20 protein-coding genes and 1 riboswitch are annotated in these 20,479 nt (G+C 46.5%); of the genes, 18 read left to right on the top strand and 2 right to left on the bottom strand.

Annotated elements, in window-relative coordinates; genetic code table 11:
• Positions 1 to 33 precede the first annotated feature (33 nt).
• Entirely contained in the window at positions 34 to 681 is a 648-nt protein-coding gene (locus tag QYB97_RS03310; protein WP_301164912.1) for a class I SAM-dependent methyltransferase, read from the top strand.
• Between the two features lie 20 nt (positions 682 to 701).
• On the opposite strand, the gene QYB97_RS03305 is transcribed toward QYB97_RS03310, so the two are convergent.
• Positions 702 to 2,405, bottom strand: coding sequence for an Rqc2 family fibronectin-binding protein (locus tag QYB97_RS03305; RefSeq protein WP_301164511.1), 1,704 nt, complete (start codon positions 2,403 to 2,405; stop codon positions 702 to 704).
• Between the two features lie 95 nt (positions 2,406 to 2,500).
• Here QYB97_RS03305 and QYB97_RS03300 point away from each other — a divergent pair, with 95 nt between their 5' ends.
• The 17 genes from QYB97_RS03300 (at position 2,501) to spoVM (ending at position 20,082) form a co-directional block, all read left to right on the top strand.
• A complete protein-coding gene (locus QYB97_RS03300; RefSeq protein WP_301164510.1) occupies positions 2,501 to 5,167 on the top strand; it encodes a calcium-translocating P-type ATPase, SERCA-type in 2,667 nt (888 codons plus the stop codon).
• Positions 5,168 to 5,390: 223 nt separating this feature from the next.
• A complete protein-coding gene (remA, locus tag QYB97_RS03295) occupies positions 5,391 to 5,654 on the top strand; it encodes an extracellular matrix/biofilm regulator RemA (protein WP_061971570.1) in 264 nt (87 codons plus the stop codon).
• A gap of 12 nt (positions 5,655 to 5,666) precedes the next feature.
• Entirely contained in the window at positions 5,667 to 6,281 is a 615-nt protein-coding gene (gmk, locus tag QYB97_RS03290) for a guanylate kinase (RefSeq protein WP_301164509.1), read from the top strand.
• Between the two features lie 2 nt (positions 6,282 to 6,283).
• On the top strand, positions 6,284 to 6,487 hold the full coding sequence (rpoZ, locus tag QYB97_RS03285) for a DNA-directed RNA polymerase subunit omega (RefSeq protein ID WP_061969326.1): 204 nt from the start codon (positions 6,284 to 6,286) through the stop codon (positions 6,485 to 6,487).
• Positions 6,488 to 6,595: 108 nt separating this feature from the next.
• A complete protein-coding gene (gene coaBC, locus QYB97_RS03280; protein ID WP_301164508.1) occupies positions 6,596 to 7,810 on the top strand; it encodes a bifunctional phosphopantothenoylcysteine decarboxylase/phosphopantothenate--cysteine ligase CoaBC in 1,215 nt (404 codons plus the stop codon).
• The gene (gene priA / locus QYB97_RS03275; RefSeq protein WP_301164507.1) at positions 7,807 to 10,224 is read left to right on the top strand and encodes a primosomal protein N'; all 2,418 of its coding nucleotides are present in this window, start codon (positions 7,807 to 7,809) and stop codon (positions 10,222 to 10,224) included. Before coaBC ends, priA begins: the two co-directional genes overlap by 4 nt.
• Before the next feature lie 25 nt (positions 10,225 to 10,249).
• Positions 10,250 to 10,723, top strand: a complete 474-nt coding sequence (gene def / locus QYB97_RS03270; protein ID WP_301164506.1) for a peptide deformylase — start codon at positions 10,250 to 10,252, stop codon at positions 10,721 to 10,723.
• Positions 10,724 to 10,732: 9 nt separating this feature from the next.
• On the top strand, positions 10,733 to 11,668 hold the full coding sequence (gene fmt, locus QYB97_RS03265) for a methionyl-tRNA formyltransferase (RefSeq protein ID WP_301164505.1): 936 nt from the start codon (positions 10,733 to 10,735) through the stop codon (positions 11,666 to 11,668).
• On the top strand, positions 11,665 to 13,038 hold the full coding sequence (rsmB, locus tag QYB97_RS03260; protein ID WP_301164504.1) for a 16S rRNA (cytosine(967)-C(5))-methyltransferase RsmB: 1,374 nt from the start codon (positions 11,665 to 11,667) through the stop codon (positions 13,036 to 13,038). Before fmt ends, rsmB begins: the two co-directional genes overlap by 4 nt.
• Positions 13,032 to 14,117, top strand: a complete 1,086-nt coding sequence (gene rlmN / locus QYB97_RS03255) for a dual-specificity RNA methyltransferase RlmN (protein ID WP_301164503.1) — start codon at positions 13,032 to 13,034, stop codon at positions 14,115 to 14,117. The genes rsmB and rlmN overlap by 7 nt, the downstream gene beginning before the upstream one ends.
• Before the next feature lie 6 nt (positions 14,118 to 14,123).
• The gene (locus QYB97_RS03250; RefSeq protein ID WP_301164502.1) at positions 14,124 to 14,888 is read left to right on the top strand and encodes a Stp1/IreP family PP2C-type Ser/Thr phosphatase; all 765 of its coding nucleotides are present in this window, start codon (positions 14,124 to 14,126) and stop codon (positions 14,886 to 14,888) included.
• Between the two features lies 1 nt (position 14,889).
• The gene (gene pknB / locus QYB97_RS03245; protein WP_301164501.1) at positions 14,890 to 16,950 is read left to right on the top strand and encodes a Stk1 family PASTA domain-containing Ser/Thr kinase; all 2,061 of its coding nucleotides are present in this window, start codon (positions 14,890 to 14,892) and stop codon (positions 16,948 to 16,950) included.
• A complete protein-coding gene (rsgA, locus tag QYB97_RS03240; RefSeq protein ID WP_301164500.1) occupies positions 16,943 to 17,836 on the top strand; it encodes a ribosome small subunit-dependent GTPase A in 894 nt (297 codons plus the stop codon). Before pknB ends, rsgA begins: the two co-directional genes overlap by 8 nt.
• Before the next feature lie 2 nt (positions 17,837 to 17,838).
• Positions 17,839 to 18,486: a ribulose-phosphate 3-epimerase gene (gene rpe / locus QYB97_RS03235; RefSeq protein WP_301164499.1), complete on the top strand. Its 648-nt coding sequence runs from the start codon at positions 17,839 to 17,841 to the stop codon at positions 18,484 to 18,486.
• Positions 18,487 to 18,511: 25 nt separating this feature from the next.
• A riboswitch (TPP riboswitch) is annotated at positions 18,512 to 18,619 on the top strand.
• A 74-nt stretch (positions 18,620 to 18,693) separates the two neighbouring features.
• Entirely contained in the window at positions 18,694 to 19,266 is a 573-nt protein-coding gene (gene thiT / locus QYB97_RS03230; RefSeq protein WP_301164498.1) for an energy-coupled thiamine transporter ThiT, read from the top strand.
• On the top strand, positions 19,263 to 19,904 hold the full coding sequence (locus QYB97_RS03225; RefSeq protein WP_301164497.1) for a thiamine diphosphokinase: 642 nt from the start codon (positions 19,263 to 19,265) through the stop codon (positions 19,902 to 19,904). The genes thiT and QYB97_RS03225 overlap by 4 nt, the downstream gene beginning before the upstream one ends.
• A gap of 97 nt (positions 19,905 to 20,001) precedes the next feature.
• Positions 20,002 to 20,082 (top strand): stage V sporulation protein SpoVM, encoded by an 81-nt coding sequence (gene spoVM, locus QYB97_RS03220; protein WP_061969353.1) that lies wholly within the window; start codon positions 20,002 to 20,004, stop codon positions 20,080 to 20,082.
• Between the two features lie 126 nt (positions 20,083 to 20,208).
• Here the strand turns inward: spoVM and rpmB are convergent, their stop codons facing one another.
• Positions 20,209 to 20,397 (bottom strand): 50S ribosomal protein L28, encoded by a 189-nt coding sequence (rpmB, locus tag QYB97_RS03215; RefSeq protein WP_090233217.1) that lies wholly within the window; start codon positions 20,395 to 20,397, stop codon positions 20,209 to 20,211.
• Positions 20,398 to 20,479: the final 82 nt, after the last annotated feature.

The raw sequence follows: 20,479 nt of genomic DNA, 5'->3' as shown, positions 1-20,479 counted from the left end.
GGAAGATGGAAGGAGCGCTTCTGATTGAGGAAAATGAATGGGGAAGAGTTTGATGAACTGGTCTCTTTTTTTGACAGCATGGCAAGAACGGAATGGCTCTCAGGAGTTCATGATACATTAAAAGATAAAACAGGGTCCTGGGAAAACAAAGACGTCCTTGATGTGGGCTGCGGAACGGGAAGGCTTCTGCTGCGGGGAGCCGATGAAGCTGCCAGGCTTACGGGAATCGACCTTTCATCCGAAATGGTAAAAGCCAGTATTCAGAATTTCTTTTTTCACAATCGGAGCGAAAAGAGTGAATTTGTGGTGGGAGATGCCTGCGATCTTCCCTTTGAGGATGGATCGTTTGACCTGGCTTTATCAACGTGTGTCATGTTCTTGCTTCCTGAGCCGCAGCTCGGCATTAAAGAAATGATTCGTGTACTGAAGCGAGGCGGGACGATCGGAATGCTGAACCCTTCAGAAAAAATGAATCAAAGAGAAGCGTTCCAGTACTGTAAAAACCACCAGATCAGCGGTTTTGAGCAGACGGCGATGCTGAAATGGGCCAATGTATCAACAAGACGGCACCGGTATTCCTCCGGTGACCTGACCGCACTTTTAAAGGAAAACGATCTTTTTGAAGTGGAGCATCATGAAGTGCTGGACGGTCTGGCCATTGTTACCATCGCAAAAAAATAGCCGGGAGCAAAAGCTCCCGGCTATTTTTTTAATTTCATTAATTGATCCTCATCCGGTGTAACATACAGTGTTTGCTGCTGATCATAAATAACAAAGCCCGGCTTGGCGCCTGAAGGCTTTTTCACATGCCGAATGAGCGTATAGTCAACAGGAACCGAACCTGAGTGTTTTGCCTTGCTGAAGTAAGCGGCGAGCCCCGCTGCTTCAAGCAGTGTGGTCTCACTTACATCCTCTGCCTTAATGACAACGTGGGATCCAGGGATATCCTTCGTATGGAGCCATGTTTCATTCTGGCGGGAGCTTTTAAAAGTTAAATAATCATTTTGCTTATTATTCTTGCCTACAAGAATGGTTGTTCCATCCGAGGATTGATAGGTTTCAAGCACCGGCTTGTCGTTTTTCTTTGATTTTTGTACTCTTCTTCTTCTGACATAGCCCTGCTCCTCCAGTTCCTCACGAATGCCGGCGACGTCACGGACTGAAGCTGACTCCATTTGTTGAATCAAACTCTCAAAATAGGCAAGCTCCTCATACGTTTTTTCCAGCTGCTCTTCAATATGGGCAACAGAGGTTTTAAGCTTGTTATATCTTTTGAAATAATGCTGAGCATTTTCCGAGGGCCCTTTTTGTGGATCCAGGGGAATGGTGATCATCGGCTGATCTTCCTCGTAATAATTGGCAACCTCAATAACTTTTTGCCCTTTATTCACCATGTATAAATGGGCGGTCAGCAGTTCGCCAAGAACTTTAAGCTTGTCCGCTTTCTCGGTATCAACAAGAGAGGCTTTCAGCTTCTTAACTTTTTTGCCCAGTTTGTTATATTCGTTGTGCAGCAGCTTTTCAAGATCGGCTGCCTGCTGTTTTACCCGGTCGCGCTCGGCTTTTCCGAAATGAAAGCGGTCGAGCAGTTCTCCAGTGGATGAAAACTCCCTTTTCTCGCCTTCAAGATGGGTAAGAGCGACTACGGAAAAATACTCTTTCCCCCCGGAAACCACCATTTGCGGAGAATAGTTGTTGTCACTGACTTCCTCCATCATCTTGATAAAGGCTTCGGAAAGAGCTTCTTTTGTAGACAATCCCGCACGGTGGATGATTTCCTTGCCGAGAAGGGGAGAAAGTCCGCTGTACAGCTGGACGATCTGTTTGTCGATTCTCCCTTCGTTCCACTGGATTTTGCGTTTGAAGCCTTCTGAAGTCTCCATAAGCGGTGAATGCTTTTCCTGCGGAGGGGGAGCAATGTATTTCTGCCCGGGCAGAAGGGTCCGGTACCGGTTCAGGGACGGCGGGATATGCTTGATGCAATCCGCGATCAATCCTGTTTTATCATCCACAAGAATGATGTTGCTGTGACGGCCCATAATTTCGATAATGAGCGTTTTATACGCAATATCACCAATCTCATCTCTGTTTTTTACTTTAATATGAATGATCCGTTCCAGCTCCACCTGTTCGATCGATTCAATAACCGATCCTTCCATATGCTTTCTGAGGAGCATACAGAACATGGGCGGAATGGCGGGATTGTCATAGGATTGCTCCGTCAAATGCACCCTGCTGAAGGAGGGGTTGGCGGAGACCAGCAGTTTATGATTCCTTCCGCCTGCTCTTACTGTAAACAGCAAATCGGTTTTATCAGGCTGATAGATCTTTGTGATTTTACCGGATTGAAGTTTATTCTTGATTTCGTGGGAAACTGCGCGTGTTGCAATTCCGTCAAAACTCATAATCTCACCTCTGTTTCTCTCCATAATAGTATAGCATTATTGCGGACATGCCTGCATATAAATGGCTATATACGTTACAAGGCAGAGGTGGAGAAATGAATTGGTATGAATTTTCGAAGGAAGAGGTCGAACGGCTGACCGGGAGCAACCTAAAGACGGGGCTGAGTGAAAAGGAAAGCCGGAAGAAGCTTAAGACGGCAGGCTATAACCAGCTGCAGGAAGGCAAAAAACCGTCAGCGCTGCTCGTCTTCTTTGCTCAGTTTAAAGATTTTATGGTTCTTGTGCTGCTGGCAGCAACGCTCCTTTCCGGTCTGCTCGGGGAGTACCTGGATGCAATCGCGATTATTCTTATCGTTATTATGAATGGGATTCTGGGATTCATTCAGGAACGAAAAGCAGAAAAGTCGCTCAGTGCTCTCCGGGAATTATCAGCACCTTCCGCCCTGGTGATGAGGAACGGCATCTGGAGTCCGGCCTCGGCAAAGGAACTGGTGCCTGGAGATCTCGTTAAATTGTCAGCGGGAGACAGGGTGGGTGCCGACATCCGGATGATTTCAGCCAAGGGCTTATATATCGAGGAATCGGCGCTGACAGGTGAATCCATTCCTGTTCACAAAAAATCGGAAGCGATCAAGGGAAGCGGGCTTGCGCTCGGCGACCAAAGCAATATGGCGTTTATGGGCACCATGGTTACCCGGGGAAGCGGGACAGGCATTGTAATTGCAACAGGAATGAATACGGAGATGGGGAAAATCGCCCATTTGATTCAGAATGCGGACGCACTTGCCACCCCTTTGCAATTGAAGCTCGAGCAGCTTGGCAAAATTCTGATCGGACTGGCTCTGCTGCTGACAGTTCTGGTCGTTATGACCGGTGTGTACAGAGGCCATGATTTATACAGCATGGTGCTTGCGGGGGTTTCCCTTGCTGTTGCTGCTATTCCAGAAGGGCTGCCGGCGATCGTGACGATTGCCCTTGCCCTGGGTGTACAGAAGATGATTAAAAGAAGAGCCATTGTCCGTAAGCTTCCATCCGTGGAAACATTAGGCTGTGCCACTGTTATCTGCTCCGATAAAACCGGTACGCTTACACAAAACAAGATGACGGTCACCCATTTGTGGAGTGAAGGCACGACCTGGAACGTTACGGGAAGCGGTTATGACACACAAGGAGATTTTTTAAGAAACGGGCAAAAAGCAAGAGTGGACCAGCATGAAGGCCTTCTCCAGCTGCTTTCCTACGGCGCTATCTGCAACAACGCAGAGCTTCAGGACAGCGGAAGGATTATGGGCGATCCCACTGAAGCGGCCTTGCTGATCAGTGCTGCCAAGGCGGGACTCGCCAAAGAAACGATACTTAATTCACTTCAAATGATTGATGAAGTTCCGTTTGATTCCACGAGAAAAATGATGAGTGTCGTTGTGAGGAATAAAAACGGGGAAACCTTTTTAATTGCCAAAGGCGCACCGGATGTATTGCTTGAAAAAAGTGACTATGTGCTTTGGGATAGCCGCCGCCAGCTTCTGAAACAAACTCATACGGAACAGATTAAAGAAGCCATCATGGGCCTTGGCAGCCAGGCACTCCGGACAATTGCCGTCGCCTATAAACCGCTCTCAGGCAAGGACGGATACGTTTCGGGTTCTTCTTCTGAAAACCATCTGACATTCGTCGGTCTGCAGGGAATGATTGATCCGCCAAGAGAAGAAGTTAGAGAAAGCATTGAACGCTGCCATGAGGCCGGGATTAAAACGGTCATGATCACAGGAGATCATGCGGTGACAGCAAGCGCCATCGCCAGACAGCTGAACATTCTTCCAGCCGGTGGGAAAGTTGTGGACGGTGCGGGACTGTCCCTCATGTCAGAGGATGACCTGGTACGGGAAGCAGAAAATATCTATGTGTATGCCCGTGTTTCTCCGGAACATAAGCTTAAAATTGTAAAAGCACTTCAAAAAAGAGGACATATTGTGGCAATGACCGGTGATGGGGTTAATGATGCCCCGGCGATTAAATCGGCCAATATCGGCATCGCGATGGGAATCACCGGAACGGACGTGGCCAAAGAAGCTTCATCACTGGTGTTAAGCGATGACAATTTTGCGACGATCCGGGCAGCGATCGAAGAAGGAAGAAACATCTATGAAAATATCAGGAAATTCATCCGCTATCTTCTGGCTTCCAATGTCGGCGAAATTCTCGTCATGCTGTTTGCCATGATTCTTTCCATGCCCATGCCGCTCGTTCCCATTCAGATCCTTTGGGTCAATCTCGTGACAGACGGTTTGCCTGCGATGGCGCTCGGTATTGATCCAGCGGAGGATAATGTGATGAAGCGGGGGCCAAGGAAACCTAATGAAGGGGTATTTTCAAGGGGCTTGGGCTGGAAGATCGTCTCCCGCGGCTTTATGATCGGCGCCGTCACCATACTTGCTTTCTGGACCGCGCTGAACGAACATCCCGATCAGCTTATGAAAGCCCAGACCGTTGCTTTTTGCACGCTCGTGATGGCACAGCTTATTCATGTATTTGACTGCAGAAGCGAGCGTTCGGTTCTTCACAGGAATCCATTTGGCAACATGGCGCTTGTGCTGGCTGTGCTGTCGTCCGTAGCACTTCTTCTTGTCGTTATGTATATAGGGCCCCTGCAGGGGATTTTCCATACGGTACCACTGTCGTTCCGCGATTGGCTTCTTGTTATGGGAATGGCCGCCATACCCACGTTTGCACTTACAGGGTTTCAGGCGTTCAAGAAACTGTAGAAAAAGAACTGAAAGTGATAGGAACAGTACCCCTGTTTTTATCACTTTTTTGGGTTCTTGCTTGTATACACAGCCAAAATTGTTTAGAATAACGAGGGAATATGTTAAAATGATATAAATGTGCTGGGTACGGACATATCCATACATGTAATTAATTTGTACATAAATGATTATGATCTTGCTCGTTCTGGCTAGAATAGAACTACCAACGTTAGGAGCGGTTATATACATGAAGTTAATAAATATTGGTTATGGAAACATTGTGGCAGCACACCGAATCATATCCGTTGTCAGTCCGGAATCAGCACCGATCAAACGTCTCATTACAATGGCGAGGGACGGGAACATGCTTATCGACGCAACTTATGGCAGGCGAACAAGAGCAGTTATCATAACTGACAGCGATCACGTTGTCCTTTCTGCTGTTCAGCCTGAAACTGTGGCACAGCGGCTGCTCTCGATTGAAGAGGGAACGGAAGAAAATTAGGTGGAGGTAAGTATGGATACAGAACGGGGCATTTTGTTTGTGCTCTCAGGACCTTCCGGTGTCGGCAAGGGAACTGTTTGCAAAGCATTGCGTGCGCAAAAACTGGATATTCAATATTCGGTTTCAGCGACTACCCGCACTCCGCGCGCCGGAGAAGTACACGGGGTAGATTATTTTTTCAAAACAAAAGAAGAGTTTCATCACATGATTGAAAATAACGAGCTTCTTGAGTGGGCAGAATATGTTGGAAATTTTTACGGTACACCGATTGAGTATGTGAATCAGACACTTGATGAGGGCCGTGATGTTATTTTGGAAATTGAAGTCCAGGGAGCACTGCAAGTGAGAAAGACGTTCCCAGAGGGAGTATTTATCTTCCTGACACCGCCAAGCCTTGAAGAATTGCGGAGCCGCATTGTGGGCAGAGGCACAGAAACCGAGGACCTTATCAACAACCGGATGACCGTTGCCAGGGAAGAAATTGAAATGATGCAGCATTACGATTATTCCGTAGTGAATGATGAAATCAGCAGTGCCTGCAGCAGGATTCAATCTATCATTACATCAGAACACTGTAAAGTTGACCGGGTCACGAACCGCTATAAAAAATTACTGGGAGATGAATAATTATGCTTTATCCTTCAATTGATGCCCTTATGGACAAAATCGATTCTAAATACTCACTGGTCACTCTTTCTTCAAAACGGGCCAGAGAAATTCAAAGAAGCAATAATGGAATTGTTGAAAAGCCTGTTTCCCATAAATATGTTGGAAAAGCGCTTGAAGAAATCTACGCTGGTTATCTAACGTCCAAAAAGACTGACTCGGAATGAGAACAATAACAACCTATGAGAATAGGTTGTTATTTTTTTCAGTTTTTGCGAGCTTTAGATTAATCAACCATAAATATATTATGTAAACAAAGACAGGAGGAACCAACCATGACTCCATCTAAAAAAAATGTGCTTCTTTGTGTGACAGGCGGAATTGCGGCGTACAAGGCAGCGACAATAGCGAGCCAGCTGTTTCAAAAAGGGTTTCATGTCAAAGTGATTATGTCGGATTCCGCTCAGCAATTTATTACACCGCTGACGCTGCAAACCTTGTCCAGAAATGAAGTATATACGGACACGTTTGAAGAACGAAACCCAAATGTTGTTGCCCATATCGACCTTGCAGACTGGGCTGATCTTGTTGTCGTAGCGCCTGCGACCGCCAACAGTATCGGCAAGCTGGCCAATGGGATTGCAGATGACATGATTACTACGACCTTACTGGCTGCACAGGCACCCGTAATGATTGCCCCGGCCATGAATGTGCATATGTATCAGCATCCGGCTGTACGGCAAAACATGCAAAAGCTGGCGGATTTTGGCTATCGGTTTGTGGAGCCGGGTGAAGGCCTGCTTGCCTGCGGGTATGTCGGAAAAGGCAGACTTGCAGAGCCTGAAGAGATTATTGCCTGTATTGAGGAGCATTTTTCGGAAGAACAACCTGCTGCAGAGCTGCCACTACAGGGGAAACATGTGCTCGTAACCGCCGGCCCGACACGTGAGCAGGTGGATCCTGTGCGTTATTTTACTAATTATTCATCGGGGAAAATGGGGTATGCCATCGCGAAAACAGCTGTGAGAATGGGGGCTTCCGTTACATTGATCAGCGGCCCGACTGCGCTTGAAAAGCCGGCAGGTGTAAACTTTGTCGAGGTGATATCCACGGAAGACATGTATCAGGCTGTTATGAAGGAATATCCTGATCAGGATCTTGTCATAAAATCGGCAGCGGTCGCCGACTATACCCCGCGGATTAAATATAATGAAAAAATGAAGAAAAACAAGGAAAACTGGTCGGTGGAAATGGAAAAAACAACCGATATTCTTTCTGTGCTCGGACAGAAAAAAGAAAGGCAAATACTGGTCGGGTTTGCCGCTGAGACCGGAAATCTGGAAGAATATGCACTGGACAAGCTGAAGCGTAAAAATCTCGATATGATTGTGGCCAACAACGTGGCCCAGGAAGGCTCGGGATTCAGTGTGGACACCAACCGTGTCATTATCTATAAAAAGGATGGATCATCGATCGAATACCCGCTTCAGTCAAAAGAAAAAGTTGCCGAGGAAGTGCTTCTTCAGGCGTTGGAACTGATGCCTTTATGATTGCCAAAGTGATCGTGGATGTGCCGGCCAGCAATGTAAACCGCACCTTCGATTACCTTGTTCCTGAAGAACTGGAGGATACGGTAAAACCGGGAATGAGGGTTTCTGTGCCATTTGGCCCCCGCAAGCTCCAGGGGTTTGTCATGGGACTGGCAGAAGAGCCGTCCGTAAAAAAGCTGAAAAGAATCAATGAGCTGCTTGATCCGGTTCCTGTATTAACAGAGGAACTGCTGCAGCTCGGCCAGTGGGTCTCCAAACAGACGCTTTGCTTTTTGATTACTGCGTATCAGGCGATGATCCCTGCGGCATTGAAAGCGTCCTATAAGAAAGAATTTAAAATGGTGAATGGTATTTCCGTGGAAGATTTGCCTGAGGAAGCAGCCGGCTGGTTCAGGCATCGCGACCGCATCCCAATGGAAGATTTGCTGAAGGTCTCCCCAACACCGCTGGGGATGTTCCAGCGGCTGGTCCAGAAAAATCATCTGGAAGTTATCTATCAAATGGCAGACAAGGTGACCAAGAAAAAAATCAAGCTTGTGCAGGCAGCAGGGACAAGAGAGGAGGTTCAAAAGCACATGGACTCTCTTAGTAAACAGGCGGTAAAGCAACGCGAAATCCTTTCCTTTTTACTGGAGTCCGATGAACCGGTCGTGCAGAAGGATCTGCTGGAAATGTTTGATACCACACGGTCGGCCATACAGTCACTGGAACAAAAAGGGTTTGTACAGACGATTGAAAAAGAAATATATCGTGACCCCTATGCCAACCGGGAATTCAAGCAAACGGAACCGCTGCCGCTTACTGTGCAGCAGGAACAATGTATTCGGCCGGTGCTGTCTGCGCTTGAGGAAGAACGGCATGAAACGATTTTGATTCACGGTGTAACGGGAAGCGGCAAAACAGAGATATATCTTCAATCCATAGACAGAGTAATAAAAAAAGGGCAGGAGGCCATCGTTCTTGTTCCGGAAATCTCGTTGACGCCTCAAATGGTGAACCGGTTTAAAGCGCGCTTTGGTTCCCGCGTTGCGGTGCTGCATAGCGCCTTGTCCGCTGGAGAAAAATATGATGAATGGCGCAAGATCCAACGCAAAGAGGTATCGGTGGTTGTCGGGGCCAGGTCGGCAGTATTCGCCCCTTTTGAAAACCTTGGTTTAATAATAATTGACGAGGAGCATGAATCCAGCTACAAGCAGGAAGAAAATCCCCGCTATCATGCCAGAGAGGTAGCCGTTCACCGGGGAGAATACCACCGCTGTCCCGTCATTCTTGGAAGCGCGACACCGTCTCTTGAATCGTATGCAAGAGCACAAAAAGGGGTTTACACCCTTTGTGAGCTGAGCGACAGGGTTAATCAGCGCGAATTGCCTTCCGTGTCCGTCGTCGATATGAGGGAGGAACTTCGGGCAGGCAACCGCTCCATGTTTTCGAGGGATCTGTTCACGAAGTTAAAGGAAGTGCTCGGACGGAAGGAACAGGCGGTTCTCTTTTTAAACAGGAGAGGCTATTCATCGTTCATTCTGTGCCGCGACTGCGGCTATGTTGGTGAGTGTCCGCATTGTGATATTTCGCTGACGTACCACAAGCGCCAGCATATGCTGAAATGCCATTATTGCGGCCATCAGGAACCCATGCCTTCGCGCTGCCCGATGTGCGAGAGTCAATATATCCGTTTTTTCGGTACGGGTACACAAAAGGTGGAGGAAGAGCTTGCGAGGCTCCTCCCCGAGGCGAGGGTCATCCGGATGGATGTTGACACCACCGGAAGGAAAGGAAGCCATGAGAAGCTGCTTAACGAATTCGGCCAGGGAAGGGCAGATATCCTGCTGGGCACACAAATGATCGCTAAGGGCCTGGATTTTCCAAAGGTCACGCTTGTCGGGGTGCTTGCAGCGGATACCATGCTTCATCTTCCGGATTTCAGAGCATCAGAAAAAACTTTTCAGCTGCTGACGCAGGTGAGCGGAAGAGCCGGCAGGCATGAGCTTACCGGGGAAGTGGTGATCCAGAGCTATACTATAGGGCATTACAGTATTGATCTTGCCTCTCAGCATGATTATCATGCGTTTTATGATAATGAAATGAAAATCAGGAGGGACCACAAATATCCTCCCTATTATTTTTTGACGCTGCTGTCCTTCACGCATCCGGAATTGATGAAAGTCGTGGATGCGAGTGAGAAATCAGCATCCTATCTTTCTCAAAAGGTGTCAAAGGGCACTATCATACTGGGGCCGGTCGTATCGCCGATCGCCCGCATCAAAGATAGATATCGCTACCAGGTCATGATAAAATACAAAAATGAACCTGAGTTAAGTGAAATGATTTCAGAGTTACTTCAGCATTTTCAGCCGGAAATGGACGCCAACGGCCTCCAGATTTCGGTTGACATGAATGCTCAAAATATAATGTAAGCAGTACAGACGGGAGAGAAAGAAGATGGGAGTTAGGGAGATTGTCTGCTACCCTGATGAGATTCTTGAAACAAACTGTGAACCAGTCACAGCATTTGATGATGAACTTCAACTGCTGATTGATGATATGTTTACTACCATGTATGAAGCAGAAGGTGTTGGTCTGGCTGCACCGCAAATCGGGATCAATCTGAGGGTTGCCGTTGTCGATACAGGTGACGAAACCGGTAAAGTTGAGCTGGTGAACCCCACCGTCGAGCAGGGGGAAGGAGAGCAGGATGGACCGGAAGGGTGTCTAAGCTTTCCTGGTCTTTTTGGTGATGTAAAACGGGCTCAAAAAGTAACGGTACGGGCACAGGACAGGAACGGAAGATCATTTACCATTGTGGCGGAAGACTTTCTTGCACGCGCATTGCAGCATGAAATTGACCACCTGAACGGCGTTTTGTTCACCTCCAAGGTAAGTTCGTACTATGAGCCTGGAGAGTTTGAAAGGTAGGAGTTACAAATGAAAATTGTTTTTATGGGAACGCCGGATTTTTCGGTCGGTGTTTTAAGACGACTTGTAGAAGATGGCTATGAGGTTGTTGCGGCAGTAACACAACCGGACAAGCCTCAGGGCAGAAAAAAAGAAATAAAGCCTACACCGGTAAAAGAAGAGGCCATGAAACACGGAATTCCTGTGCTGCAGCCAAAAAAACTGAGGGCGGAATATGAAGAAGTACTCAAGTTTAAACCAGACCTGATTGTAACGGCTGCATACGGGCAAATTCTTCCTTCTGAAATATTGGAGGCGCCAAAGTTCGGATGCATTAATGTCCATGCGTCCCTTTTGCCTGAGTACCGAGGAGGAGCACCGATTCACCAAAGCATCATCGACGGCAAAGCTGAAACCGGTGTAACCATTATGTATATGGTGGATAAGCTTGATGCGGGAGATATCCTGACAAAGGTCAAGGTTCCCATCGAGGAAGAGGATCATGTGGAAAGCATGTTCCAAAAATTAAGTGTTGCGGGAGCCGAACTGCTTTCCAAAACAATGCCCGATTTGCTCGGAGGCAAACTTACACCAATCAAGCAGGATGAATCCAAAGTTACGTATGCTTATAATATTTCCCGAGAACAGGAAGAGATTGACTGGTCCAAAAGCGGTGAAGCCATATACAACCAGATCAGGGGCATGCATCCCTGGCCGGTAGCCTTTACGAGACTGAACGGACAGCCCATGAAGGTATGGTGGGGAAAAAAAGTTAAAACAGGTGCTGAAGCTGAACCAGGTACGATTCTTGAAACAAATAAAGAAGGGCTGGTTGTCAAAACCGGGAATGCTACAGGGATTCTCATTACTGACCTTCAGCCTGCCGGAAAAAAACGCATGGAGGCGGCCCGATTTTTACAGGGTGCCAAGCTTCAGGCCGGGACAAGGCTGGGTGAAGACGCTTGAAACAAAATGTGAGGAATACAGCAGTAGAAGTGCTGTTAAAGATTGAACAAAACCAGGCTTACAGCAATCTTCTGCTCAATCAGTCGATCCAAAAAGCAAAGCTGAGCCAGCAGGATACTGGCCTTTTAACTGAACTGGTATACGGAACCGTTCAGCGGAAAAATACGCTGGATTATCTTTTGGAGCCTTTTGTGGCGAAAGGCCTTCAAAAATTAGATAAATGGGTGCTTGTCCTTCTGCGTATGTCTCTTTATCAGATGGTGTACCTTGACCGCATTCCCGATCATGCTATCATCAATGAAGCTGTGGAAATTGCAAAAGCACGGGGACATAAAGGAATCTCAGGCATGGTCAATGGTGTATTGAGAAGAATACAGCGGGAGGGGACCCGTGAACCTTCGGACATTAAAAACGATGAGGAACGACTTTCCCTTCAGTACAGCATGCCACAATGGCTTGTTCACCGTTGGATTGAACAGTTTGGAATCGAGGAAACAGAGCAAATGTGTGAAGCCAATACACAGCCGTCTCCGGTTACCGGAAGAGTCAATGTTATGAAAACCAGCCGTGAACAGGTGCTTGAGTCCCTTGATAAGGAAGGCATTGACGGAAGCAAGGGGGAGCTCTCACCTGACGCTGTCCGAATAAAAAAAGGCGGTCTTTCACATTCTTCTTTATTTAAGGAAGGATATGTTACAATACAAGACGAAAGCTCCATGCTTGTGGCACGGGCGCTCGGTCCGCAGCCTGATGAAAAAATACTGGATGCCTGCGCGGCTCCTGGAGGAAAAACGACGCATATCGCCGAACTGTTAAACAATACTGGTGAAGTGACTGCGTTGGATCTTCACCCACACAAGGTAAAACTGATCGAAGAGCAAGCGGGCCGCCTTGACTTGGGCAACATATCAGCAGAAGCGCTCGACAGCCGTAAAGCGGGAGAAAAATTTGCTCCCTGTTCATTTGACAGAATCCTTGTGGATGCACCGTGCAGCGGATTTGGTGTCATCCGGAAAAAACCGGATATTAAATGGTCCAAGAAAGAAGAAGATATACATCGAATTGCTGAAATTCAGCAACAAATATTATCTAAAGTAGCAGAACTGTTAAAACCAGGCGGTACACTTTTGTACAGTACGTGCACCGTCGATAAAGAGGAAAATCATGAGATTGCCGCAGCTTTCCTGGACAAGCATCCCGATTTTGAATGGGACAGCACATTCAGTGAAAGATTGCCTGACCCTTTGAAACCATTTGTTGGGCCTGCACAAGCCCAAGTACAGATCCTTCCTCAATATTTTAACAGTGATGGTTTTTACCTTGCATGCTTTAAGAAAAAGACTACAACTGGTGGTGAAACCCAATGTTAAAACCGTTAAGTGAAAAACAACAAAATCCGGCCATTATGCCGTCTATCTTTTCACTCGAGCTAAGTGATCTGGAAAACTGGCTTTCAGAAATTAAAGAACCGAAATTCCGTGGAGCACAGATTTACAATTGGCTGTATGAGAAACGAGTAACAAGTTTTGAAGAAATGACAAACCTTCCAAAAGGGCTTCGTGATAAATTGGAAGAAACCTTTCATGTTCATCCGATGAAAGAAGTGGCCCGCCAGGAATCCTCTGATGGCACGATCAAATTTTTGTTTGAGCTGCAGGATGGCTATTCCATCGAAACCGTGCTGATGCGGCATGAATACGGCAACAGTGTCTGTGTAACCACACAGGTAGGCTGCCGGTTAGGCTGCACGTTCTGTGCATCAACACTCGGCGGATTAAAACGCAACCTGCTGGCCGGAGAAATTGTCGCCCAGGTGCTGCAGGTGCAGCGTGCTCTTGATGCCACAGAGGAGCGGGTAAGCTCGATTGTCATTATGGGTATTGGGGAACCTTTCGATAACTATGATGGCCTTATTAAATTTTTGAAGGTCGTCAATCATGATAAAGGCCTTAACATCGGTGCCCGCCATATTACGGTTTCAACGAGCGGAATCGTGCCTTATATCTACAAATTCGCCGATGAAGGCATGCAGATTAATTTTGCCGTTTCGCTGCATGCTCCAAATACGGAAATCAGAAGCAGACTTATGCCTGTTAACCGAATGTATCCGATGGAAGAGCTTATGGAATCCATCCGATATTATACTAAGAAAACAGGACGCAGAATTTCATTTGAATATGGATTGTTCGGCGGAGTGAACGACCAGGTGGAACATGCGGAGGAACTGGCAAAACTCATTAAAAATGTAAAATGCCATGTAAACCTGATTCCTGTTAACTATGTACCTGAGCGTGATTATGTCCGAACTCCAAAGAACCAAATCTTTAAGTTCTTGGAAACCTTAAAAAAACGGGGTGTCAATGCAACTCTTCGAAGAGAGCAGGGGCATGATATTGACGCAGCATGCGGGCAGTTACGTGCGAAGGAGCGTCAGGAAGAGACGAGGTGACGTGTTTTGCAGTACGCATTTAAAACAGATACAGGTAAAGTTCGTCAGCATAATGAAGACAGCGGGGGAGTGTTCACAAAAGGTGAACACTTTCTTGCCCTTATTGCCGATGGCATGGGCGGCCATAAGGCTGGAGATGTAGCAAGTTCGAAAACGATTCAGCATTTCGAAAAGGCGTGGAATAATCTTTCAGATGATGAAATTGCAACACCTGTAAACGCTGAGGAATGGCTTTTAAATACGGTAACCAATACGAATTTGGAGCTTTTTCAGTATGCGAACAGCCATGCAGATTGCAGTGGAATGGGTACGACTCTTGTAGGAGCACTGTGCACTCCTTCCTATTTAACGATTTTACATATAGGCGACAGCCGTGTTTATTATTTTTCCGAGGACAAACTCATTCAAAAAACAGAGGATCATACACTCGTCAATGAGCTTGTGCGATCAGGCCAATTATCCGAAATAGAAGCAGAAAACCATCCGAGAAAAAACGTCATCCTCCGGGCACTTGGAACTGATGACGTCATTGAGGTGGATATCCAGACCATTTCATGGGGGGAAGGCGATCTGGTCCTTTTATGTTCAGACGGATTATCGAATAAAGTATCCCGGGATATGATGGAGTCGATCGTGACTGATGAAAGCCTCTCGCTGGATCAAAAAGCGGAACGCCTCGTAAACCTGGCAAATGGAGCCGGAGGAGAAGACAATATTACGGTTGGGCTTGTACGCTACACTCCCGATGAACAGCAAAAGGGAGTAAATTAGCATGATTGGCAAACGAATCAGCGGCCGCTATAAACTGCTCGAAATTATAGGAGATGGCGGAATGGCCATTGTTTACCGGGCGAAAGATCTTATTTTGGACCGGGATGTGGCCGTCAAAATCCTTCGATCGGAATTTTCGGACGACGATGAGTTTATCAAGCGGTTCAAAAGAGAGGCAGAGGCTGCAACAAGTCTGGATCACCCCCACATTGTTAGCATTTTTGATGTGGGAGAAGAAAATAACGTCTATTTCATCGTCATGGAGTATGTGAAGGGGAAAACGCTAAAGCAGTATATACGTGATAAAGGGCGGCTGTCTGTTGAAGAATCCATACAGATTATCCGGCAGATTGCTTCAGGCATGGTTGCTGCCCATCAACATGGAATCATTCACAGAGACATTAAACCGCATAATATTCTCATTGATGAAAACGGAGTAGCCAAGGTTACCGATTTTGGCATCGCGCTTGCCATCACATCGGCAACCATTACACATACAAATTCGGTTTTGGGATCCGTTCACTATTTTTCTCCTGAACAGGCCCGCGGAGGCGTGGCAAACGCAAAATCGGATATTTATTCACTGGGTGTCGTATTATTTGAAATGCTGACAGGGCGAGTTCCTTTTACAGGCGAGTCGCCGGTATCTGTCGCATTAAAACACTTGCAGGAAGACGTTCCGGAACCGAGAAAAATTAATCCAGAAATTCCGCAAAGCGTGGAGAATATTATCCTTAAAGCCCTGACCAAAAATCCGGTTTACCGCTATGACAGTGCGCTTGAGATGATGGATGACCTTGATACCGCACTTTCGCCTCACAGGCTTAATGAGGACCGGTGGAGTGATTTTGATGAATCCGCGGATGCAACCAGGATTATGGCTCCAGTTTCCATGACAAAAGAAGCGGAAACCAAAAAAAGTGAACCGGAGGGGCCTCCGATTCCAAAGAAAAAGAAGAAAAAGTGGCCGGTGATTCTGCTTATTCTCATTCTTTTGCTTGCTGTTGCAGGGGTTGCCGCTTTTGTCATGCCGGGAATGTTCAAAGTGAATGATGTGTCAGTACCCAATGTGGTTCATAAAGACTATGCAGATGGCTATGACCGCCTTGTACAACTGAAATTGAATGTGGAGCGGAAGGACCTGTATGATGATGAAGTTGAACAAGGAAAAATCATCAAACAGGATCCGGAAGCCCAATCCATGGTAAAAGAGGGGAGCACGGTCACTCTGTATGTGTCCAAAGGCTTTAAAAAGATAAGCATGGAAGATTTAACCGGAATGAAAGAAGAAGAAGCAAGAGATTTGCTGAATGAAAAAGGATATAATACCAAGAATATTGAAACGATACCTGTGGAATCCGAGGAAACACCTGAAGGGGAAGTAGTTTCCCAAAGCCCTGATAAAGGAGAAAAGGTCAATCCCAGTGAAATCCAGGTCATCCTGCGGGTAAGCACGGGCCCACCTGATGTCCGGCTTGAAAACCTGGCGAATTCATCCAGAGACGATGTGCAGAATTACATCTCACAGGAAGGACTCAATGTTGATTTCTCTGAGGAATATTCCGATACCGTCGAGGAAGGAAAAGTCATCTCTCAAAGTCCTTCTCCGTATACGACTGTGAAAAAGGGCTCCACAGTAAACGTTGTCCTTTCCAAGGGAAAGAAGCCTGAACCTAAACCGCCTGCAGAAAAACCGGAAGAAAAGCCGGATGATAAACCAGAAGTTAAACCGGAAAAGCCAAAACCGGAAAAGCCAAAACGTGGTGAAGAACCTCAGGACCAGGAAATTACGTTTAATAACAAAATTACTGTAGAAGTGTCAAAAGAAGATGAGAACCAGGAATTTCTGGTGAGAATTGTTTACAGTGACGCCAAAGAGGATAATGCTGTATTTGTGGAAGAAAAAATTTCGAAAACCAAGGAATATATGGTGCCGCTCACAGTTTCTCAAGATAAAGATGCGTCTTACACAGTATATTTAAACGGCAAAGAGCAGGCGGCCAAAACGTTTAACTATAATGATGCAAAGGAAGGAAATTTCAAAGGAGCGAATAATGAATAATAAGACTGAAGGCAGAATTATAAAATCAGTCGCTGGTTTTTATTACGTATTTTTCAATGATGAGGTCTTTCAATGCAGAGGGCGGGGGAACTTCCGCAAGAAAAAAATTACACCTGTGGTGGGGGACTGGGTTGTGTTTGAATCGACCAATCCCACGGATGGTTATATTCTTGATGTGAAAGAGAGAAAGAATGAATTGAACCGGCCGCCCATCTCAAATGTCGATCAGGCTATTTTAGTGTTTTCTGCGGTACGTCCAGGATTTTCAACAGCCTTGCTTGACCGGTTTCTTGTCCACATCGAGGATAATGGCATCCAGCCGGTTATTTGCATCACCAAAATGGATTTGATCGACAGCGAAGAGTACCAGCAGGAAATTGAAAATTATATTACAGCCTACCGTAAACTGGGATACGATGTTCTTCCAACCTCTGCAATGTCGCTCGCCGGCATGGAAGATATCAAACCGATTTTTGAGGGCAAAACAAGTGTGTTTGCCGGACAATCAGGAGTCGGAAAGTCATCTCTTTTGAATGCACTGATGCCTGAGCTGCTGCTTGAGACGAATGACATTTCCGATCATTTGGGAAGAGGAAAGCATACGACGAGGCATGTTGAGCTCCTTCCATATGGTGGAGGACTGATTGCGGATACACCCGGCTTCAGTTCACTGGATTTCGTTGAAATTGAAACCGAAGAGCTTTCCTACAACTTTCCCGAAATGAGGGAAAGGGTATCTGACTGCAAATTTAGGGGCTGCACACACAGCTCGGAGCCAAAGTGTGCGGTCAAAGAAGCGGTGGAAGAGGGGGAGATTCCCCGTTTCCGCTATGATCACTACTTGGAATTTTTACAGGAAATCAAGGAACAAAAACGGAGGTACTAATCATGATAAAAGTTGCGCCATCCATACTGTCAGCTGACTTTTCAAAACTCGGCGAAGAAGTCAGGGCAGCTGATGAGAGCGGAGCCGATTACATCCACATTGACGTAATGGACGGCCATTTTGTACCTAACATTACAATGGGTCCGCTAGTGGTAAACGCGATCCGCCCGCACACCGACCTGACATTTGATGTCCATTTGATGATCGAAAATCCGGATCAATATATTCCTGATTTTGCAAAGGCGGGGGCCGACATCATCACGGTTCACGTGGAAGCGTGCCCGCATCTGCACCGTACCATCCAGCTCATTAAAGAGCAGGGAAAAAAAGCGGGCGTTGTGCTGAACCCGGCGACTCCGGTCGAATCGATCAAGCATGTTTTGTCAGAGGTGGATCTCGTTTTGATCATGTCGGTTAATCCGGGGTTCGGAGGCCAGACATTTATCCACGAATCACTGTCAAAAATCAAGACACTCCGTACCCTGATTGATGAACACGGCCTTGATGTGGAAATTGAGGTTGACGGGGGCGTAAATGAGGAGACCGCCCGCCTTTGTGAAAAGGCAGGAGCGACAGTACTTGTTGCAGGCTCTGCCATTTACGGGAAAAACGACATTAAAGGTGCAATTCAGGCCATTCGTGGTGTATAATAAACAGGTATAAAGAACTGAAAAAAGTAACCACAGGGGGAGTCCCATACAGGGGCTGAGAGGGGAGTATACTCCCGACCCTTTGAACCTGAAGCAAGATCATGCTTGCGTAGGAATGTGGAGTGCTGTTGTTTCTATCAAAAAGCAACCGTCATTCACATGCCGGTTGCTTTTTTCTTTTCTTAACCATGTTAGGGGGAGAACAATATGTCAAAACGGATTGGGTTTTTAACCGAAATCGCAATGATGTCCGCGCTGGCCATCATTTTAAGCTTTGTACAATTTAAAGGAGTCTGGGCTTACGGGGGTTCGGTTTCTCTTGAAATGCTGCCGATTTTTCTAATGGCATTCCGCAGGGGAGTATCCGGGGGAGTCGCCACAGGACTAATCGTGGGTATGGTCAAAATGCTGATCGACGGAACAGCCGGGATTCATCCGGCTTCCTTGATTCTTGATTATCCGCTGGCCTTCATGCTGGCTGGTTTCGCGGGCGTTTTCAGGGTCAATGCTGTATCTTCACCGAAAAGGAGAATTTCAGCTATTGTCGCCGGAATACTGTTTGGAAGCGTGCTTCGGCTTGCTTCCCATGTGATCTCTGGTGTCATTTTCTTTGCAGCTTACGCTCCGAAAGGAATGAATCCTTTTGTTTATTCCGTAATCTATAATGTTTCTTACATGATCCCGGTTGCTCTTATCACCATTGCGGCATTCCTTTTCTTAACCAAAACTGCCCCTCGCCTTCTTCATCACACCGGCCGAGGAGTAACACAGGCGGCATGAAAATAATCATTGTAGCAGGAGGTCCGGAAGAGAAGCATCCGGACTTTTCTTGTTTTCCGGTAAAAGACTCCATCTGGGTAGGAGTCGATCGTGGCGTGTATCATTTGTTGAAAAAAGGCATCAAGCCGCATTACGCATTTGGGGACTTTGATTCACTGAACAGCAGCGAAAAGGAATGGATGTCCTCATATGAACTGCCATTATTTGAATATGACAGCGAAAAGGACAAAACCGATCTGGAGCTTGCCCTGGAATGGGCGGTGGCCGAACAGCCTGAAAGAATTCTGTTGGTTGGCGCGACCGGCGGCCGGCTCGATCATGAACTGGCCAATATCCAGCTCTTGCTTATGGGCCTTGAACACAGGGTGCCAATCGAGATTCTTGATTGTCAAAATTCAATCAGCCTGAGAGCACCGGGCACATACGAAGCAGTAAATGAACGGGAGTACCCGTATCTTTCCTTTCTTCCCTTCAATGGGCCAGTGGCGGGCTTCTCGCTCTATGGATTTAAATATCCGCTTAAAAATCAGCATCTGGCCATGGGGTCAACCCTTTGCATATCCAATGAGCTTGTAAATAAAAGTGGTACTTATTCCTTCTCAGACGGCATATTAATGTTCATAAAGAGCCATGATTAATTTACTTTATACGTCAGGCCGCATGGTACTATTTTTAAAGTGACGAATATATTTACAAGGAATGTCTTATTTTTTAAGGGCCTGGAGGAGGGGTATGATGAAATTTTACACCATTAAACTGCCTAGGTTTTTAGGAGGATTTGTACGTGCGGTTTTAGGTTCGTTTAGAAAAGGATAAAAGAGGACCGGCACCTTATTTTATGTACAACATCTATTAAAAAGGAAAGGCACCCTGGCAAAAAGGGTGCCTTTCCTTTTTCGTGCAAAATAAAAAACAACGGGGAACCCGTTGTTTTATGAGCATTTACGCACGTTCGATTTTTCCGGATTTAAGGGCACGTGCAGAAACATATACACGTTTCGGCTTGCCGTCAACCAAAATGCGGACTTTTTGAACGTTAACTCCCCAGCTCTTTTTGGTTTTGTTCAAAGCGTGTGAACGCTTGTTTCCTGTTTTAGGGCCTTTTCCAGTAACGTAGCATTTGCGTGACATATTGTGTACCTCCTTTATAACAGTAAAACTGTATCATATCAGTCGTATGTTAAATACTAACCTATAGTAGCATGACCATTTA

The organism is Fictibacillus fluitans, assembly GCF_030418125.1.
Lineage (GTDB): Bacteria > Bacillota > Bacilli > Bacillales > Fictibacillaceae > Fictibacillus_C > Fictibacillus_C fluitans.
Note: the sequence above shows the minus strand (reverse complement) of the source record. Positions and strands in the feature narration are given on the sequence as shown.

Coding starts and splice junctions, on each gene's coding strand:
- def (WP_301164506.1), top strand. CDS start 10,250: ATGGGAGTTAGGGAGATTGTCTGCTACCCTGATGAGATTCTTGAAACA.
- QYB97_RS03300 (WP_301164510.1), top strand. CDS start 2,501: ATGAATTGGTATGAATTTTCGAAGGAAGAGGTCGAACGGCTGACCGGG.
- gmk (WP_301164509.1), top strand. CDS start 5,667: ATGGATACAGAACGGGGCATTTTGTTTGTGCTCTCAGGACCTTCCGGT.
- rpe (WP_301164499.1), top strand. CDS start 17,839: ATGATAAAAGTTGCGCCATCCATACTGTCAGCTGACTTTTCAAAACTC.
- QYB97_RS03310 (WP_301164912.1), top strand. CDS start 34: ATGAATGGGGAAGAGTTTGATGAACTGGTCTCTTTTTTTGACAGCATG.
- fmt (WP_301164505.1), top strand. CDS start 10,733: ATGAAAATTGTTTTTATGGGAACGCCGGATTTTTCGGTCGGTGTTTTA.
- rpmB (WP_090233217.1), bottom strand. CDS start 20,397: ATGTCACGCAAATGCTACGTTACTGGAAAAGGCCCTAAAACAGGAAAC.
- rpoZ (WP_061969326.1), top strand. CDS start 6,284: ATGCTTTATCCTTCAATTGATGCCCTTATGGACAAAATCGATTCTAAA.
- rlmN (WP_301164503.1), top strand. CDS start 13,032: ATGTTAAAACCGTTAAGTGAAAAACAACAAAATCCGGCCATTATGCCG.
- spoVM (WP_061969353.1), top strand. CDS start 20,002: ATGAAATTTTACACCATTAAACTGCCTAGGTTTTTAGGAGGATTTGTA.
- pknB (WP_301164501.1), top strand. CDS start 14,890: ATGATTGGCAAACGAATCAGCGGCCGCTATAAACTGCTCGAAATTATA.
- thiT (WP_301164498.1), top strand. CDS start 18,694: ATGTCAAAACGGATTGGGTTTTTAACCGAAATCGCAATGATGTCCGCG.
- rsgA (WP_301164500.1), top strand. CDS start 16,943: ATGAATAATAAGACTGAAGGCAGAATTATAAAATCAGTCGCTGGTTTT.
- priA (WP_301164507.1), top strand. CDS start 7,807: ATGATTGCCAAAGTGATCGTGGATGTGCCGGCCAGCAATGTAAACCGC.
- QYB97_RS03225 (WP_301164497.1), top strand. CDS start 19,263: ATGAAAATAATCATTGTAGCAGGAGGTCCGGAAGAGAAGCATCCGGAC.
- QYB97_RS03305 (WP_301164511.1), bottom strand. CDS start 2,405: ATGAGTTTTGACGGAATTGCAACACGCGCAGTTTCCCACGAAATCAAG.
- coaBC (WP_301164508.1), top strand. CDS start 6,596: ATGACTCCATCTAAAAAAAATGTGCTTCTTTGTGTGACAGGCGGAATT.